Source organism: Methylovorus mays, from assembly GCF_020531915.1.
In the GTDB taxonomy this organism is placed as follows: domain Bacteria; phylum Pseudomonadota; class Gammaproteobacteria; order Burkholderiales; family Methylophilaceae; genus Methylovorus; species Methylovorus mays.
The window spans coordinates 532,244-546,537 of record NZ_JAJAVG010000004.1 but is presented as its reverse complement, the minus strand read 5'-3'; the positions used below and the strand labels follow the sequence as shown (position 1 = coordinate 546,537).

General features: G+C 49.7%; 21 protein-coding genes and 1 other RNA gene. 18 read left to right on the top strand and 4 right to left on the bottom strand.

Annotated elements, in window-relative coordinates; genetic code table 11:
* Positions 1-68: 68 nt before the first annotated feature.
* Positions 69-797 carry a YoaK family protein gene (locus tag LG203_RS04875; protein WP_230344742.1) on the top strand — a complete coding sequence of 243 codons (729 nt, stop codon included), beginning with the start codon at positions 69-71 and terminating at the stop codon, positions 795-797.
* 89 nt (positions 798-886) lie between these two features.
* Here LG203_RS04875 and LG203_RS04870 read toward each other — a convergent pair whose 3' ends face one another.
* Positions 887-1,354, bottom strand: coding sequence for a DUF4186 domain-containing protein (locus LG203_RS04870; protein WP_230344741.1), 468 nt, complete (start codon positions 1,352-1,354; stop codon positions 887-889).
* A gap of 148 nt (positions 1,355-1,502) precedes the next feature.
* Between LG203_RS04870 and ssrA the strand changes: the two genes are divergently transcribed.
* Together ssrA and LG203_RS04860 are read left to right on the top strand one after the other, a co-directional pair.
* Positions 1,503-1,868: a transfer-messenger RNA gene (gene ssrA, locus LG203_RS04865) on the top strand.
* Between the two features lie 196 nt (positions 1,869-2,064).
* The gene (locus LG203_RS04860; RefSeq protein ID WP_230344740.1) at positions 2,065-3,264 is read left to right on the top strand and encodes a tyrosine-type recombinase/integrase; all 1,200 of its coding nucleotides are present in this window, start codon (positions 2,065-2,067) and stop codon (positions 3,262-3,264) included.
* Here the strand turns inward: LG203_RS04860 and LG203_RS04855 are convergent.
* Positions 3,240-3,914 (bottom strand): putative phage abortive infection protein, encoded by a 675-nt coding sequence (locus LG203_RS04855; RefSeq protein WP_230344739.1) that lies wholly within the window; start codon positions 3,912-3,914, stop codon positions 3,240-3,242. The two genes, LG203_RS04860 and LG203_RS04855, sit on opposite strands and share 25 nt — an antisense overlap.
* A 153-nt stretch (positions 3,915-4,067) precedes the next feature.
* Positions 4,068-4,340, bottom strand: a complete 273-nt coding sequence (locus LG203_RS04850; RefSeq protein ID WP_230344738.1) for a helix-turn-helix domain-containing protein — start codon at positions 4,338-4,340, stop codon at positions 4,068-4,070.
* An 88-nt stretch (positions 4,341-4,428) separates the two neighbouring features.
* On the opposite strand from LG203_RS04850, the gene LG203_RS04845 reads away from it, so the two are divergent.
* The 15 genes from LG203_RS04845 (at position 4,429) to LG203_RS04775 (ending at position 13,657) form a co-directional block, all read left to right on the top strand.
* On the top strand, positions 4,429-4,635 hold the full coding sequence (locus tag LG203_RS04845; RefSeq protein WP_230344737.1) for a hypothetical protein: 207 nt from the start codon (positions 4,429-4,431) through the stop codon (positions 4,633-4,635).
* 86 nt (positions 4,636-4,721) lie between these two features.
* Positions 4,722-4,988, top strand: coding sequence for a hypothetical protein (locus LG203_RS04840; protein WP_230344736.1), 267 nt, complete (start codon positions 4,722-4,724; stop codon positions 4,986-4,988).
* A gap of 166 nt (positions 4,989-5,154) precedes the next feature.
* Entirely contained in the window at positions 5,155-5,937 is a 783-nt protein-coding gene (locus tag LG203_RS04835; protein ID WP_230344735.1) for a rolling circle replication-associated protein, read from the top strand.
* 285 nt (positions 5,938-6,222) lie between these two features.
* On the top strand, positions 6,223-6,675 hold the full coding sequence (locus LG203_RS04830; protein WP_230344734.1) for a hypothetical protein: 453 nt from the start codon (positions 6,223-6,225) through the stop codon (positions 6,673-6,675).
* Between the two features lie 70 nt (positions 6,676-6,745).
* Positions 6,746-6,994: a hypothetical protein gene (locus LG203_RS04825; RefSeq protein ID WP_230344733.1), complete on the top strand. Its 249-nt coding sequence runs from the start codon at positions 6,746-6,748 to the stop codon at positions 6,992-6,994.
* Positions 6,995-7,131: 137 nt separating this feature from the next.
* Positions 7,132-8,394: a hypothetical protein gene (locus LG203_RS04820; RefSeq protein ID WP_230344732.1), complete on the top strand. Its 1,263-nt coding sequence runs from the start codon at positions 7,132-7,134 to the stop codon at positions 8,392-8,394.
* The gene (locus LG203_RS04815; RefSeq protein WP_230344731.1) at positions 8,395-8,679 is read left to right on the top strand and encodes a hypothetical protein; all 285 of its coding nucleotides are present in this window, start codon (positions 8,395-8,397) and stop codon (positions 8,677-8,679) included.
* Between the two features lie 3 nt (positions 8,680-8,682).
* The gene (locus LG203_RS04810) at positions 8,683-9,780 is read left to right on the top strand and encodes a zonular occludens toxin domain-containing protein (protein ID WP_230344730.1); all 1,098 of its coding nucleotides are present in this window, start codon (positions 8,683-8,685) and stop codon (positions 9,778-9,780) included.
* Entirely contained in the window at positions 9,777-10,502 is a 726-nt protein-coding gene (locus tag LG203_RS04805) for a hypothetical protein (protein WP_230344729.1), read from the top strand. The genes LG203_RS04810 and LG203_RS04805 overlap by 4 nt, the downstream gene beginning before the upstream one ends.
* Positions 10,493-11,146 (top strand): hypothetical protein, encoded by a 654-nt coding sequence (locus LG203_RS04800; protein WP_230344728.1) that lies wholly within the window; start codon positions 10,493-10,495, stop codon positions 11,144-11,146. Before LG203_RS04805 ends, LG203_RS04800 begins: the two co-directional genes overlap by 10 nt.
* Positions 11,121-12,011: a type VI secretion system contractile sheath large subunit gene (gene tssC, locus LG203_RS04795; RefSeq protein WP_230344727.1), complete on the top strand. Its 891-nt coding sequence runs from the start codon at positions 11,121-11,123 to the stop codon at positions 12,009-12,011. Before LG203_RS04800 ends, tssC begins: the two co-directional genes overlap by 26 nt.
* Before the next feature lie 37 nt (positions 12,012-12,048).
* Positions 12,049-12,531 (top strand): Hcp family type VI secretion system effector, encoded by a 483-nt coding sequence (locus tag LG203_RS04790; protein WP_230344726.1) that lies wholly within the window; start codon positions 12,049-12,051, stop codon positions 12,529-12,531.
* A gap of 129 nt (positions 12,532-12,660) precedes the next feature.
* Positions 12,661-12,975 (top strand): type VI secretion system lipoprotein TssJ, encoded by a 315-nt coding sequence (tssJ, locus tag LG203_RS04785; RefSeq protein ID WP_230344725.1) that lies wholly within the window; start codon positions 12,661-12,663, stop codon positions 12,973-12,975.
* On the top strand, positions 12,960-13,379 hold the full coding sequence (gene tssK, locus LG203_RS04780) for a type VI secretion system baseplate subunit TssK (protein WP_230344724.1): 420 nt from the start codon (positions 12,960-12,962) through the stop codon (positions 13,377-13,379). Before tssJ ends, tssK begins: the two co-directional genes overlap by 16 nt.
* Entirely contained in the window at positions 13,379-13,657 is a 279-nt protein-coding gene (locus LG203_RS04775; RefSeq protein WP_230344723.1) for a PAAR domain-containing protein, read from the top strand. Before tssK ends, LG203_RS04775 begins: the two co-directional genes overlap by 1 nt.
* A gap of 79 nt (positions 13,658-13,736) precedes the next feature.
* Here LG203_RS04775 and LG203_RS04770 read toward each other — a convergent pair whose 3' ends face one another.
* A complete protein-coding gene (locus tag LG203_RS04770; protein WP_230344722.1) occupies positions 13,737-14,198 on the bottom strand; it encodes an Aca2/YdiL-like domain-containing protein in 462 nt (153 codons plus the stop codon).
* Positions 14,199-14,294 lie beyond the last annotated feature (96 nt).

Here is a 14,294-nt window from a genome sequence, read left to right as displayed (position 1 = left end):
GCATGCTACTATCGCAGGCAATAGCGCCGTTTGTTTGCCCTCGCACGAGATTTACCGCCGGATAACGCATGAAACTACCAGACCATCCATTAGAGCCCGAAATCAGCCCGATTGCGCGCGATGAGTTCGCCATTATCTGCCAGTCCAATCTGCTCTCGTATGTCGCGGGGTTTGTGGATGTACTGGGGTTTGTCGCGCTGTTTGGGCTGTTTACCAATCACGTGACGGGCAATATCGTGATGATAGGGGGCCTGCTGACCACCCATGCCGATGGCCTGATCCCCAAGCTGCTGGCGATCCCTGTGTTTGTGATGTGCGTGGCGCTGTGCCGCCTGGTGGTGCTGTATTACCAGCGCCGCGGTCAGCAATGCTGGCGTTTGCTGTTTTGCACGCAAATGCTGTTTTTGCTGCTGTTCATGGTGGTCGGCCTTTCTGCGCTGCCGATCACGGATCCAGATGCCCCCATGGCGATTCTCGCGGGCATGATGGGAGTAGCCGCCATGAGCATACAGAATGCGCAGGCGCGCCTCATCAACCCGGGTCAGGTGCCCACCACCATCATGACCGGCAATATCACCCAGGCCGTGATTGATATGGTCGATATCCTCAGTCGTGATGTCACGCATCGCGATACCGCCCTCAAGCGCCTCAAGATCATCGGCCCCGCCATCTTTGCCTTTATGGCGGGCGTGGTCACAGGCGCGTATGCGTTTCTCTATGTCTCGTTTTACGCGCTGGTGGTGCCCTTGGTATTGCTGGCTGGCTTGGTGTTGCACGCCTCTTTGCGCCGGGCATAAAAATACCTGGCAACGTTACCGCTGCCAGGTATAACCCCTTGCGGAGTATTTCGACATGAAGTGAGAGAGGTCATGTCGCGTGATTCATACTACTCAGCCTCATCCGGAAACAGTATCGGGAGTTGTCCGAGATGCTTGTCAGTGTTTCGCCTAGGCTTGGGTATTGCCGCCGGGCGAACGGCCGGCTCTACTACTGGCGGCAGATTGCCAGCCGCTTGCTCCAGCCATCGCACCAAAACGCGCACAATATACGCCTGCTGATCCGTCGTTAACGCACGTCCCTGGGCAATGCCATGCCACTCCGCCAGACAACCGCGGCAACAACACGCCGTGGCATGCTGCGCAATAAACACCGGGTGGCCACGGAACGGCGTTTGCTTGCCATCACGCGCAGGCAGTGCCGCCGCCAACCGGTTCGTCACGATCTCCCCCGCGTGCTGCATCACCAGTGGCAAGCCCTTGTCACGCAAATACGCCTGCTCCTTAAGCCCAAGCTTGAACTGACGGCGAAAAGCCGACTGTTGCAAACGGTCAAACAGGGCATCCAGTGAGGGCATTCATGTACTCCGGTAAGTGAAGCGAGGCTTGAGGCCAAGCCGATATTCAGCTTGTGCTGCGGGATTCATCGATTAACGCGTATAATTGCACTCTTGCAAACCGAATGACAATCCCCATTGTCATAGTGTTGCAGATGCAAAACCAACAGGGGCCGACCAGGTTTCGACGTGGGTTGCAAAGCAGTGCAGGGCATACCGAGGCCTAGTCACCTCGTAAATAAACTAGAAAAAAGTATAGTCGCAAACGACGAAACTTACGCTTTAGCCGCTTAATCCCGGCTGAACGCTGCACCGAAGAGCCTCTCGGTCGGGCGGGGTAAAACCCGCAGCAGCGTCATATAGAGAGGATCGTGCGCTATTGGGTTACTTAATAACGCATTAAATCCAAGGTAACTCGCTTGATATTTGCTTGCTCGTTGGTGTGTATCAAGTTAAATCAAACAACACAGCTAAGTATGTAGAACTGTCTGTGGAGGGCTTGCGGACGGGGGTTCGATTCCCCCCGGCTCCACCATTTAAGGTTGTATAGTAGTCTAAAGCAATGTAAAGCAAGATGACGTAAGATAAAAAGCCCAATGGTTACAGCCACTTGGGCTTTTTTATTGCCTAATGATTTCCAATGTTCAGCATTGACAGTCCATAATTTTTTACAGTATTTTGAGCAGCATCTTCGAATCTCTGATTTCAGATACTGTATTGAGATACTGTAAATGCCACTTACTGAACTACAAATAAAACAAGCAAAGCCCCAGCCTAAGCCCTACCGCATGACAGATGGTCACGGGCTTTACCTTCTCGTAAACGAGAAGGGCAAATACTGGCGATATGATTATGCTTACTTCGGTACCCGTAAGACCCTAGCCATAGGCATCTATCCGGTTATTACGCTGGCTATGGCCCGAGAAAAGCACCTAGAAGCAAGAAGACTGCTGGCTCAGGAACCCCCAATCGATCCCTCCGCCCATAAAAAACAGCAAAGGACCGCACAAAAAGCAATTGTGCAAAACGCCTTCGAAAATATCGCCCGCGAATGGCTGACCTATTACCGCCCAGCGGTAAACTCAACTCACCATCAGAGAACCATGCGCCGCCTTGAGGTGTATCTGTTCCCATGGATCGGCAAAGCGGAAATATCAACGCTTACGCCTCCAGATATCCTAAAACCTCTCAAACTCATACAAGACCAAAACAAACTGGAAACTGCGCACCGAGTCTTACAGGTGACTAGCCAGATATTCCGCTACGCTGTCAGAACAGGCAGGGCGGGGCGTGACATCACCGCCGATTTGAGAGGGGCCATACCATCAGCCAGAACACGCCATATGGCGTCAATGACAGAGCCGGAAGACGTCGCCCAACTCATGAAAGCAATAAACGGCTTCAAAGGCTCTCTTACTGTCCAGATCGCCCTAAAGCTGGCTCCCCTCGTTTTCGTTCGTCCAGGTGAACTAAGGCGAGCAAGATGGGCTGACATTGACCTGGAAGCGAGAGAGTGGCGCTACATGGTTACGAAAACAAAAACAGAACACCTTGTCCCGCTCTCAACGCAGGCCGTAGAACTGCTTAAAACGATTCACCCTATATCTGGGCATGGGGAATGGGTTTTTAGGGGCGGACACGACCCCAGAAAGCCAATGAGTGAAGCGGCAATCAATGCCGCATTAAAGAGAATGGGCTACAACACCCAAACGGAGATAACAGGCCACGGCTTCCGCGCCATGGCCCGAACGATACTGCACGAACGCCTAAACTTTGATCCTTACGTTATCGAGCATCAGCTAGCCCACAAAGTACCTGACGCTCTAGGCGCTGCCTACAATCGTACAAAGTTCATTGAGCAAAGAAAGGATATGATGCAAAAATGGGCTGACTACATAGATAATTCTTACTTAAAAGCAAATGCATCGTAATGATCATATTCTGTCAATTTATTATTTATTAAGGAGGGGTCGTAATTTTTAAATAAACCATATTTATTTATAAAATAAGCGAAATGAAACCCTTCCTCACATTGTCCATAGTAGAATAAAAAGGCAACTTCCCATGAAGTTAGTTGAGACTTTACTATATCTATATATTTATTCTTATCAACAAAATCAAGTTCGTTATTTTTATCAATCATATCAATGATCAAATATAAGTTTGATAAGTATGGTCCAGCCGAAACTTTAATCGTCTTAATTGAATTGAGAAATCCTTTAATTACAGATTCGTTATCTCGAGCTTCTAAATTAATTAATGGATGTAATACCAAATAAAGTGTTTGAACTCCGTTTCCATTGGTGCTTGTACTGAATGCAATATTATTTAGCAACTCAGTATTTCTTTTTAATAACTGAAAAAAAACTCCCTCAATATTCTGTATCTCCAAAGCCCTTGTTGTTTTTTTCATTTCCTCTCGGGTGAGAGAAAGCTCATCTTTCTGGATTTGTATACTTTGCTGTTGCAAAGCCAAAGTTCTAACTAAAAAGACAAACGCAAAAAAACTTAGAATAGGATTTAACGTCCCTCCCATATAATCTCCAAATTGGCCCCATGTTGCCGTAAGGTCTGTGGACATGGAAGGGTTCAACCGGGAAAAGTAAATGTATAGATCGAGTAACATTATCACTACTGCCGTACATGCCCATCCGATCCATCCGTATTTTTTAATTAAATTTTCCATTTATCTCCCCTTATCTATCCAACCAGTTTTTTCTTATTCTTCGAGCGATTAACTCGCTTTTCTCTGACCTTGTAAGTCCTCAGCCAGGCCTTCCCGCTCAGGGTTCCTCTGCTTAATATCTGTTTGATCCGTAAGAAGATAGGCCGCAAACTCAGGCCAGAGCTCAGCAATTCTCAATAAGACACTTACCTGTGGGGAGTTTTGCCCCTGCTCGGTACGTATTAATGTTCCTTTGGCAATTCCTGTCTTATCCGCAAACTCTTGTCGGCCCATACCTAAGCCTTCTCGAATCAATCTTATTTTCTCTCCAACTGTTGACACGGTATGTCCATTCGTGGTTATATTTGCTTATGGTATGTCCAAGTATGGACATAGTAATGTAATGTAGCCTAAAGGAGCCTAACGCATTATGGACACTCCCTTCGACGCAAGTCAATTGACCGTCGTCCCCGTCATGTCACGCTCAAAATTCGCCCAACACGTCGGCGTCACCGAAGACACCGTGACAGGCTGGATAAATAAGGGCTATCTCCCCGTGGTCGAGATCGGCAAATACCGCCTGGTCAACCTCGCGCTCGTCACCAAAAACGCGTTAGAGCAATCCTTTTATGAATAAGACTCCCCTCGGCCACGCCCGCACCGTAGGGGCTTAACACCCAAGCAGCGGGTACATAAGCACTCAATCACTAAAGGAAACACACCATGGAACTCAAAATTCAAGTACTGGCAATCAACTCACGCACTGGCAAAAGCGAACGCGGGGAATACGTCCGCCACGATCTGCAATGCTTCGTCGATCAGGTAGTAGGCGTCATCCCAAGTTATGACCCGGATTTCAAGCCAGAGGCTGGCTTTTATATGGCATCCATCGGCTGGAGTAACTACCAAGGGCGGCTACAACCCCGCATTGAAAAACTCACCCCCGTTATCCAGGCAAAAGAGCAAGCACGGGAACAGGTAAAGGCATAAAACAAAAGCCCTGAAAGGCGGCAACCAATCAGGGCTCTCTATTTTTAACCATAGTGAGGATGGCTAAAACATGGGTTCAAGCTTAGCACTAGATCAGGATCATGTATATACGGAACTCCCCGATTATCACTTAACAATCAGGGAGTTCGCCTCAGGAATGGTGGAAATGATACAAAGGCGTGTCAACTTTATGGAAGAGCTACGGAAATCCCGCTCACACGGGATCAGGGGCCTGCCACGCCAAAAAACCGAAGAGGAAATCGAAGCCTCTCAAGAAGAAAACCTCCGCCGTGCCGAACGCCGCGCCCGGCAAAAAGTCCGCTTTCTGATCCAGTCCATCGGGGCCGATCACCTCCTGACGCTGGTCTATCGCGAGAACATGACCGACAGCGACAAGCTCAACGAAGACTTCACCCGCTTCGTGCGCCTCGTTCGCGAAAAATACCCTGATTGGCTCTATGTCGCCGTCAAGGAATACCAGGAACGCGGCGCATTGCACATGCACATTGCCTGCGTCGGCAAACAGGATGTCCACCACCTCCGCAAGTGCTGGTATATCGCCATCGGTGGCAACGCCAATGACACTGGAGAAAACACCAAAGGTCAGATAGACGTGCGCTACCGTAAAAAGCGCTTCTCCGGCCAATCGCCGATTTTCACATGCTTGCAGCTCGCCGCGTACTTGAGCAAATACATCAGCAAGACCTTCGCCCATAGCCGCGAATTGGGCGAACGCCGCTATAAATCGAGCCGTGGCATACCAGCCCCCAAGGTCATGCGCCAATACCTGGGCGCATTCGCCGCCATTCATAAAGAGCAGACCTTCCCCGTTGCCACCAAACATACCCTGGGCATCGCTGACTTGATGGGCGTCTTTGATTACCAGATATGGGCCACCAAAGACCTCGATTTGCTCATATTGAGAGGGACAATCAATGCCAGTGTGTGACTCAGCATATAACGCCCTCGAAACCTGCAACCAATCGCTATTTTCTGTGATTGGGACAACTTCCTCACTACGCGCTTCGGCACATGATTTCGCTTTTTACCAAGCGAAAGGAAGTGCCATGAGTCAAGATTTTGTGCCTATGCGCACGTGTATACAGCGGGCCAATTTTGGCTTCTTTCTGAATCTCCGAAATAACCCGCGATATGCCGAATCCGCCTCATATCTATGCTCATTAACGCTGGATAAACTCGGCGGCATGGCCGGGGTTTGGTAAAAAACACTGAAATGGAAAAGCATCTTTTATTCCTCACGCTACTGCTTTTATCCGGCCTTGCTAGGGCCGAAGGCTATTTGGCAGCTGGCGTTTGCTGGTCCTCATCGCAGGAAGCGATTGATGCTTTTTACAGTGCGCAGCATATTCTGGTGGTGGGTAACTCGGGCACTAACTCCTACCGCATGGCCTACATCAAGGATTCCGGGATATGGAAATTAACTATCTATAACCCTGTAACTGCCTCCAACCCGACGACTACACTAAATGCGCCATTGAATGTATACGGCACATGCACGTATGTGGCCGGGAGTGGGACAAGCTCCGGTAATGGGTCTGGTTCTACCACTGAATACGACTACACCGAGGCCGCCGCTTTTTGGGCCTTCGCATTTACAAACGTGTTACTGCTCTGGCTAGTCGCCAAAAACGCCGGGGCCATCATCAGCGCTGTGCGCCGATGGTAAAAAAGAATTAGGGGTACTGTTCCCTAGTGCCGCGTGGGGCAAGCCACGCTTTAAATTGGGAGTTTTAAACATGAAATTGATGAACCAAGCAAAGCGCTTCGGCGCAAAACTGCAACTGGCTGCCGTATCTGGTGTAGCGGGTATTGCTTCAAGCAATGTCCATGCGGCAACTTCGCCCGTTGACTTTAGCACCCTCACTGCCTCGGTAGACTTCAGCACCGTCATCACCGCCATTCTGGCCGTTGCCGCCATCATGGTTGGTGTATACGTCGCCTGGAAGGGCGCCCGTATGGTGATCTCCGCCGTTCGCGGTCTGTAATCTGCAACCGGGCTAGTCTTTCGGGGCTAGCCCATCCACCCCAATGCTTGCAACACTCTCACCAGGTGACCTCCTCAATTTCCTCATGTTTGAAATGGGGCTGCTATGCGCCTGGGCCGTCATAAAAGGGCTAAGCGATGATTAAATTCAAGCGCCTTTTACTGTGTCTAACGCTCCTGTTGAGCGCAACCCTCGCGTATGCATACAAAGTCACCGTCGAAAGCTGTGGCGCTGGCCCCAATGTTGTCCTATGCGGCGAAGACGGCACCCCCGTCGCCGAAATTCCCCAGGGCAATACCACCACACCAACGGAATTAAACCTATCCAAAGGCGGCACCACCTTGCGCATCCCGCTGACAACGGATCCGTCCAAACAGCCCAAGGCTCCTGACGCTCCATCCGTGATTGATCCTGAATTGCAAGTAAAGTATGAGTGCTACTTTGCGACATACGGATTTGGTGAGTTTTCGCCCAAGGCAACGGGCGATACGATGGCCGAGGCGTGCGCTGCCGCCTGCCCAGGCAATTACGATGCATCTGCCGAATATTGTTCTGGGGGGAGCTGGTATTACCAGCGCGGTGGCGCGGTTACAAGCACCAAATGCCCGGAGGGTTATGAATCCAATGACGCAAAGTGCTATTTACAGGATGCCCGCCTTGCTAAAACCGACGGCAATATGGATTTTTCATTATCCAATGCCAATGGCACCCCCGTTTATACGCCTCTTTCTGACGCTGATTTTATGGACTCTCTTTATAATCAGCCTTCGTCCAATCAGGTCGTATTCGGAGGCGGTTCTACCTCTAATCCATACCAGGTAATTACCTCAGCGACTTCCAGCGGCACCAACATCCAGATTCAAACAAATACAACCGATGGCAACGGCAACTCCTACATAAAAACCACCAATTACAGCTTTTCATCTTCTGGCGCTTATCAGGGCTCCTCCAATTCAAGCTCCGCTGGCTCACTCACAGGCGGCGGTGCTGGCGGCACATATACCAATGGCTCCAGTTCTTCAGGCTCTGGCACCAACAATAATCAAGTCCAATTCCCCAATGATTACGCCCGATCTGGTGAGGCTCTTGAAGCCGCAAATACGATCAATTCCCGCCTGGATCAGATAAGGCTTGATTTGCTTAATCCAGGCGATAGTTCGGATATGGCATCCACCATGCCAACATCCAGCCCGTTAACGGATATGTTTTCTTCGCTGTCAGCCTTTCAGGTGCCCGCATACACCGGGGTATGTCCTTTTGATGCTCAATTTGAACTGTTCAACCACGTGTATTCCTTCCATGTGGCATGCGTTCTCATAGAAAACAATTTCGCCATTATTCGCGCCGCCTTTACCGTGCTGTTCACGCTCGCGGCCCTGTTTATCGTATTGGGGGCTTAAATGCTGCGTTGGCTTCTTCTTGCTCTCCGCTGGTTGATTGGCGTAGCTCAGATTAAGGCCGTCATTGCAACCGTCCTCACGGTGCTCCTGAGTTTCGCTGTTTCTGAACTGTCGCCCTTGTTGGCTGGCTTCTTATCGTCAAGCTCCCTAATTGCAGCCTTTTCAGGCTTGCATCCCTCTATCTGGTATTTCCTCAATCTGCTCAATATTGCCTATGGCGTGCCCGTCGTCATCGGTGCCTATATCTCCCGGTTTCTTATTCGTCGCATTCCCTTCATTGGTTAACGTATGGCAATCAAAGCGTATGTCGGCATCATGGGGAGCGGTAAAACCTATGAGGTGGTCACGGTTGTCATCCTGAATGCCATCCGGCAGGGCAGGCGTGTAGTGTCCAACATTGCAGGCCTGAACTATGACGAAATGCAAAAACTCCTCGTGGCCGAAGGGCTGGAGGAATCAGCGCTTGGTCAGCTGGTCAATGTCACGCATGACCAGGTGAAAGACCCTGCTTTCTGGCGTACGGATAAAGATGAAGAGCAGGGCATACAGGCATTCATTCAACCCGGTGATTTGCTAGCCCTCGATGAAATCTGGCGGTTCTGGGATGGCTTCGCCCTCAAGGATGAAAACGGCCTGCCACGTCCGGCCCGCGTCATGAATTTTTTCCGGATGCATCGCCACTTCCCACATCCTGAAACCGGAGTCACTTGCGACGTCGCGATCATTACCCAAGATGTCATGGACATTCACCGTTCGGTGCGGGCCGTCATCGAGGAAACATACCGTATGGAAAAGCTGACGGCCGTCGGTCTATCCAGTCGCTACCGTGTCGATATTTTCAAGCGAGCCCGCATCGTCAAAACGCCGCTACGCTCTTTGCAACGTGCATACGAGCCTAAATACTTTCCCCTCTACACCTCCAACAGCCAGCAAAAGGAAGGCGACGCCAGCGCCAGGGAAACCAATATCGACAAACGCGGCAATATCCTCTCTGGAAAACTGTTCCTGTTCTTCATCCCACTGCTGCTCGCCATTGCATTATTCAGCCTGTTTTTCGTCTGGAAATTTCTTCACCCTGCATCAAACGCCCAACCTAAAGCCGATACTGAACAGACCTCCAATCAACCGCCTGCCGTAAACAATCCGGCGCCCGCTGCAAGCAATCCACCTGCACCGACGGATAAATGGCGTATCGCAGGCTTTTATAAATACCGCGATACACTCACCCTTGTATTGCGTAACGATGCCGGCACGCACCGGTATGTAGTCAGCCCTCCCAATATCCGCATGGTGGGTCTTGATGTTGGTGCCGTCCTGGGCGATGAAGTCTTTTCCAACTGGTCAGGCGCTGAAAACGCCGATCGCGCAAAAATGCCTCAGCCATGAGAATCTTTCTTCTTATTTTCTTGGCATTCTCAATGTCAGCTGTTGCAGCCGATGAAGAAAAAATCAACGTCCAGCTGGATGCGGTCCGATTAAGCGAGCTGATAAAAATCGGCTACACCGAAGTGCTGAATACGGGCTACATTGCCGATGACGCATTTATCAATGATTCCCGTGCCGTCACCTTCCGCATTGCCAGCATGTCGAAAGAAGAGCTCAAGCAATCCGTTAACCTGCTGCTGGATGTTTATGGCTACAAACTGGAGCATATCGGCAAAACCCTATTTATCAGCAAGAAGTCAGACGGCCCGGAAAGAGTAGGGGACAAGCGCCCCTTTTATTATCAGCCTCGCTACAGGTCAGTGCGCTACATATCCGATCTGGTCGCCAGTATTTTTACCAATGGCCGCTTCACCTTTCAGCGCCAGGTGCAAAGCACTTCAAATACAGCTTCAACCAATGTATCGAGTGGATCTGTTCCCGGTTCTTCAGTGACGCAAGGAAATACAAACACCCTTGATACAGGCACCAACGCTTACTCGCAGATTGCAAAGGATTCTGACGCCTTCATTTTTTATGGCACAGAAAAGGAAATAGACCAGCTCCAGGCGCTGCTAGTCCAGATTGATAAGCCACAAGGTGAAGTCGTCGTTAAAGCCATCATTTACGAAGTAACCAACACCGAGAACAAACAAACGGCCTGTCATCCCTCTCCATGCGGGTAACGGTCATTTTGTTACTGGGTGTTCTGGTTGTTCTGTTTTTGATGGAATGGCCCAAGACCTTGGTTGGTATTGCTGCATTATCGTTGCTGATTTGGCACGCGGGGCCTTTTTTTTCCTTTGGCCTTGTGCATCCTCTTAGTCCTGTCTGGGTGCGGGCTACCGTCATTTCGTTCATTTTTCTTTTGTATGTCGCTTGGGGCTTGTACAAACTATGGCCGCTAGTGCTTAGCGACGAGGTATTCGCTATAAAGATGCGACGAGATGATGGCGCGCAAATGGCCGCTAAGAATGAAGTAAAGGCTATAGGCCAGCTTGCACGCAAAGCTGTTTCTCAATTGAAGCAGATGCATATGACCATGGCTGGGGGGACTGGCTCGTTTTGGCGGATGTTGCGCAGGGTGGTTGAGGGCAAGCGATACCTCTATGAGTTGCCCTGGTACATGATCATTGGCAATCCAGGCGCTGGTAAAACCACGGTGCTATTGAATTCTGGCCTCAAATTTCCGGTTTCCGAGCAACCGGAGGCGACCAGCGCCAAACAGACATTGGCAAAAAATCCGGGTAGCCGCTGCTTCACACGCCCCATTTATTGCTGGTGCTGCTCCCTCCAATTTGCAAATGGATTCTTGGCAGGAGCTTGCTAATCCAAGGGACCTCGCAAAAATTACGGGTAACCTCGAGCATGCCGCATGGAGCTCCCTTCGCGAGACTGAGGATGCAAGGTATATAGGCCTCGCAATGCCTCGCTTCCTGGCGCGACTGCCATATGGCGCCAAAACCAATCCAGTTGATGCGTTTGATTTTGAAGAGGAAACCGAAGGCGCAGATCACCGCAATTATGTCTGGAATAACGCGGCTTATGCGATGGCGGTTAATATCAATCGCAGTTTCAAACTCTATGGCTGGTGCACCATGATTCGTGGTGTGGAGTCTGGGGGCACAGTAGAAAACCTTCCTTGCCATACATTCCCAACGGATGACGGTGGTTTCGACATGAAATGTCCTACCGAAATTGCCATTTCTGATCGCCGTGAGGCTGAGCTGGCTAAAGCGGGTTTTATTCCATTGGTACACCGCAAAGGCACTGATCATGCAACATTTATTGGTGCTCAATCTCTGCAAAAACCGCAGGAGTATGTTGATCCTGATGCAACTGCAAATGCCAATCTGTCAGCACGCCTGCCTTACCTGTTTGCCAGTACTCGTTTTGCTCATTATCTGAAGTCTATCGTGCGCGACAAAATCGGCGCATTTAAAGAACGCGAAGACATGCAGCGCTGGCTCAATGAATGGATCATGAATTACGTGGATGCTGATCCTGCCAATTCCAGTCAGGAAACCAAGGCGCGTCGCCCATTAGCTGCTGCTGAGGTCGTGGTAGAGGATATTGAAGGTAATCCTGGGTACTACAGCGCGAAATTTTTCCTGCGTCCGCATTTTCAACTAGAAGGTTTGACGGTCAGCTTGAGGCTGGTTGCTAAATTGCCTTCTGTGAAAGCAGCCGCGTAATTACCTCCCTCAACGCAATTTTTTTAAGGAAAACATCATGGCACAAGACATATTTTTGAAAATCAACGGTATTGATGGTGAAAGTCAGGATTCGTCTCATAAAAACGAAATTGAAGTGTTGACATGGGATTGGCAAATATTACAAGAATCCAACATGCATGCTGGCTCTGGTGGGGGCGCTGGCAAGGCAACAGTCAAGGATCTCAATTTTTCGCACTATGTTGATCGTTCCAGTCCTAATCTCATGAAATTCTGCCTGACTGGAAAACATATTCAAGAGGCTGTTCTTGTAGTTCGCAAGGCTGGCGGTAGTCCTCTCGAATATCTCAAGATCACCATGTCTGACGTGGTTATTACCAATGTGATGCCGTCAGGCTCAAGCTCAGATGAGCGTATCGTCGAGGATGTCAGTTTGTCTTTCGCAAAAGTGAAGCAGGAGTACACCGTTCAGAACCAACAAGGTGGCTCTGGTGGCGCAGTGACGGCAGGCTATGACATCAAGCTGAATAAAGAAGCTTGATTGCTAAACAAGACAGGGAATGGCGATTTGTCATTCTTTTGATCTGCTCGAGTTGTTGACGATAGTAAAACCGATGTTTTATGTGTCGTCAGCAACTTCTGTTGCAACTCCTAATGAGTCACGGGTCTCATGAGCAAAATATTTTTCAACAGTTTTTTATTGGTTTTTGCTGCGATTGTATTAATGCTGCCTTTCTATGGGCAGGCAGACCAAGTCAAAGAGCCTACTCGACTGATACTTAAGCTAGAGGCTTCTGGTGATGTGAATCCAGATCAGACCGGACGAGCCTCACCCATAAAAGTAAGAATATACGAATTAAAAGACTCAGCAGTCTTCGCCGATGCTGATTATTTTAGTATTGATAATACAGATAAAACTCTTTTGGCCGCTGACATGCTTACGGTACATTCAAACCATTGGTCGAAGACGTGCGAGAACTACTAAATAATCTGCTTGTTCGCAGTGCGCAAAGTATTCAATTAATTCAAAAGCCACACGGCATGTACCTTGCCAGCCTTGACCCTGCCGAGATCGCAAGCTTTAGCAGTATGGTTTTGGCAGTAACCGCTAATATGCCCGGGGAGCTACTAGCTCAGCAATTTCCCGCCCATGGCAAGCTGGCTCCTGCGGATAGACTGCCCGAGCTCGTCCATTTGCATCTTCCGGGCATTGCATTACGAATGCTTCCTGTGCCACCACGTCAAATTCCATTTAATGCAGGATACATATATTTCCAAGTCGATCAGCAAGGGCCGCTCTGGGAACATATGCTACAACATGGCGGTATTGGTTTGCATGTTGCAACCCGTTTCCCGGGGTTGCAGATGGAGTTGTGGGGGATACGCTAATGGCACGCAAATTTATCGTTGTCGGGGATCCTACAGATCATGCAGGCAAGGTAGTTAGTGGTTCGCCTACACATACCATTAATGGCAAGCCTGTTGCCAGATTGGGGGATAAGGTTGATTGCCCTAAGAGGTATCCTGATGGTTCACCGCACGGAGTAAACCTTATTGTTGAAGGGGAAGCCAATTGCTTGATTGATGGTATTCCAGCAGCCCTTGAAGGCCATAAAACTGAATGTGGTTGTTGTCTGGTGGGAACAGTGAATGCCAGTTATGGTTAGTCTGATATTCGTGAACAGTTTTTTATTTATAATTATTTAACTATCCATTCGATAATCAAATATCGCTCAGTTACTCAAACTATCGCGTCACCACCGACGCCCACTGATCACGCATCAGTTGGCTATCCAGCCGACCATCGAGCCAGCTTTGGTAGGCGTTGTTGTCAAACAGTACTAACTCAATCACGGGAAATTCTTCAGCGAGGGCGGCCATGGCCATGCAGTGGGGTTTCCATTGCACGGCGGTGGCGTCTTGTTGTGTGAGCCAGTCGGTTTCGGTGCCGTAGTAGGTGAGTGAGAGCGACTCTGGCATGCCTTGCACATTGCAGATGTGGAGAAGCTGGCCGCGGGCTACTTCGATCAGCTGGCGTTTGTAGCTGACGAGGTTGCGCAGGGTGTTTTCTATTTCGTCGGGAATGGGTTGGGCGTTGCTTTCCCAGTTTTTCCAGGTGGCGAGGGGGACGGCGGCGACCATGTAGGCAGCTTCTTGCGGGGTGTAGCCTAGCGACAGGCGAAGTGCTTGTAGGGTGGTTCCATTCATGAGGAGATTTTACCGTGTTGTGTGAGCTATTCAGGCTTTTTTGTTGGCGATATATTTTGCCCTGTCATCAATTTGACGCAAAACTGTAACGCATGC

What these genes read in the sequence shown, in the direction of transcription:
- LG203_RS04875 (WP_230344742.1), top strand. Translation starts at nt 69, where the DNA reads ATGAAACTACCAGACCATCCATTAGAGCCCGAAATCAGCCCGATTGCG.
- LG203_RS04870 (WP_230344741.1), bottom strand. Translation starts at nt 1,354, where the DNA reads ATGCCCTCACTGGATGCCCTGTTTGACCGTTTGCAACAGTCGGCTTTT.
- LG203_RS04860 (WP_230344740.1), top strand. Translation starts at nt 2,065, where the DNA reads ATGCCACTTACTGAACTACAAATAAAACAAGCAAAGCCCCAGCCTAAG.
- LG203_RS04855 (WP_230344739.1), bottom strand. Translation starts at nt 3,914, where the DNA reads ATGTCCACAGACCTTACGGCAACATGGGGCCAATTTGGAGATTATATG.
- LG203_RS04845 (WP_230344737.1), top strand. Translation starts at nt 4,429, where the DNA reads ATGGACACTCCCTTCGACGCAAGTCAATTGACCGTCGTCCCCGTCATG.
- LG203_RS04840 (WP_230344736.1), top strand. Translation starts at nt 4,722, where the DNA reads ATGGAACTCAAAATTCAAGTACTGGCAATCAACTCACGCACTGGCAAA.
- LG203_RS04835 (WP_230344735.1), top strand. Translation starts at nt 5,155, where the DNA reads ATGATACAAAGGCGTGTCAACTTTATGGAAGAGCTACGGAAATCCCGC.
- LG203_RS04830 (WP_230344734.1), top strand. Translation starts at nt 6,223, where the DNA reads ATGGAAAAGCATCTTTTATTCCTCACGCTACTGCTTTTATCCGGCCTT.
- LG203_RS04825 (WP_230344733.1), top strand. Translation starts at nt 6,746, where the DNA reads ATGAAATTGATGAACCAAGCAAAGCGCTTCGGCGCAAAACTGCAACTG.
- LG203_RS04820 (WP_230344732.1), top strand. Translation starts at nt 7,132, where the DNA reads ATGATTAAATTCAAGCGCCTTTTACTGTGTCTAACGCTCCTGTTGAGC.
- LG203_RS04815 (WP_230344731.1), top strand. Translation starts at nt 8,395, where the DNA reads ATGCTGCGTTGGCTTCTTCTTGCTCTCCGCTGGTTGATTGGCGTAGCT.
- LG203_RS04810 (WP_230344730.1), top strand. Translation starts at nt 8,683, where the DNA reads ATGGCAATCAAAGCGTATGTCGGCATCATGGGGAGCGGTAAAACCTAT.
- LG203_RS04805 (WP_230344729.1), top strand. Translation starts at nt 9,777, where the DNA reads ATGAGAATCTTTCTTCTTATTTTCTTGGCATTCTCAATGTCAGCTGTT.
- LG203_RS04800 (WP_230344728.1), top strand. Translation starts at nt 10,493, where the DNA reads ATGCGGGTAACGGTCATTTTGTTACTGGGTGTTCTGGTTGTTCTGTTT.
- tssC (WP_230344727.1), top strand. Translation starts at nt 11,121, where the DNA reads ATGGATTCTTGGCAGGAGCTTGCTAATCCAAGGGACCTCGCAAAAATT.
- LG203_RS04790 (WP_230344726.1), top strand. Translation starts at nt 12,049, where the DNA reads ATGGCACAAGACATATTTTTGAAAATCAACGGTATTGATGGTGAAAGT.
- tssJ (WP_230344725.1), top strand. Translation starts at nt 12,661, where the DNA reads ATGAGCAAAATATTTTTCAACAGTTTTTTATTGGTTTTTGCTGCGATT.
- LG203_RS04775 (WP_230344723.1), top strand. Translation starts at nt 13,379, where the DNA reads ATGGCACGCAAATTTATCGTTGTCGGGGATCCTACAGATCATGCAGGC.
- LG203_RS04770 (WP_230344722.1), bottom strand. Translation starts at nt 14,198, where the DNA reads ATGAATGGAACCACCCTACAAGCACTTCGCCTGTCGCTAGGCTACACC.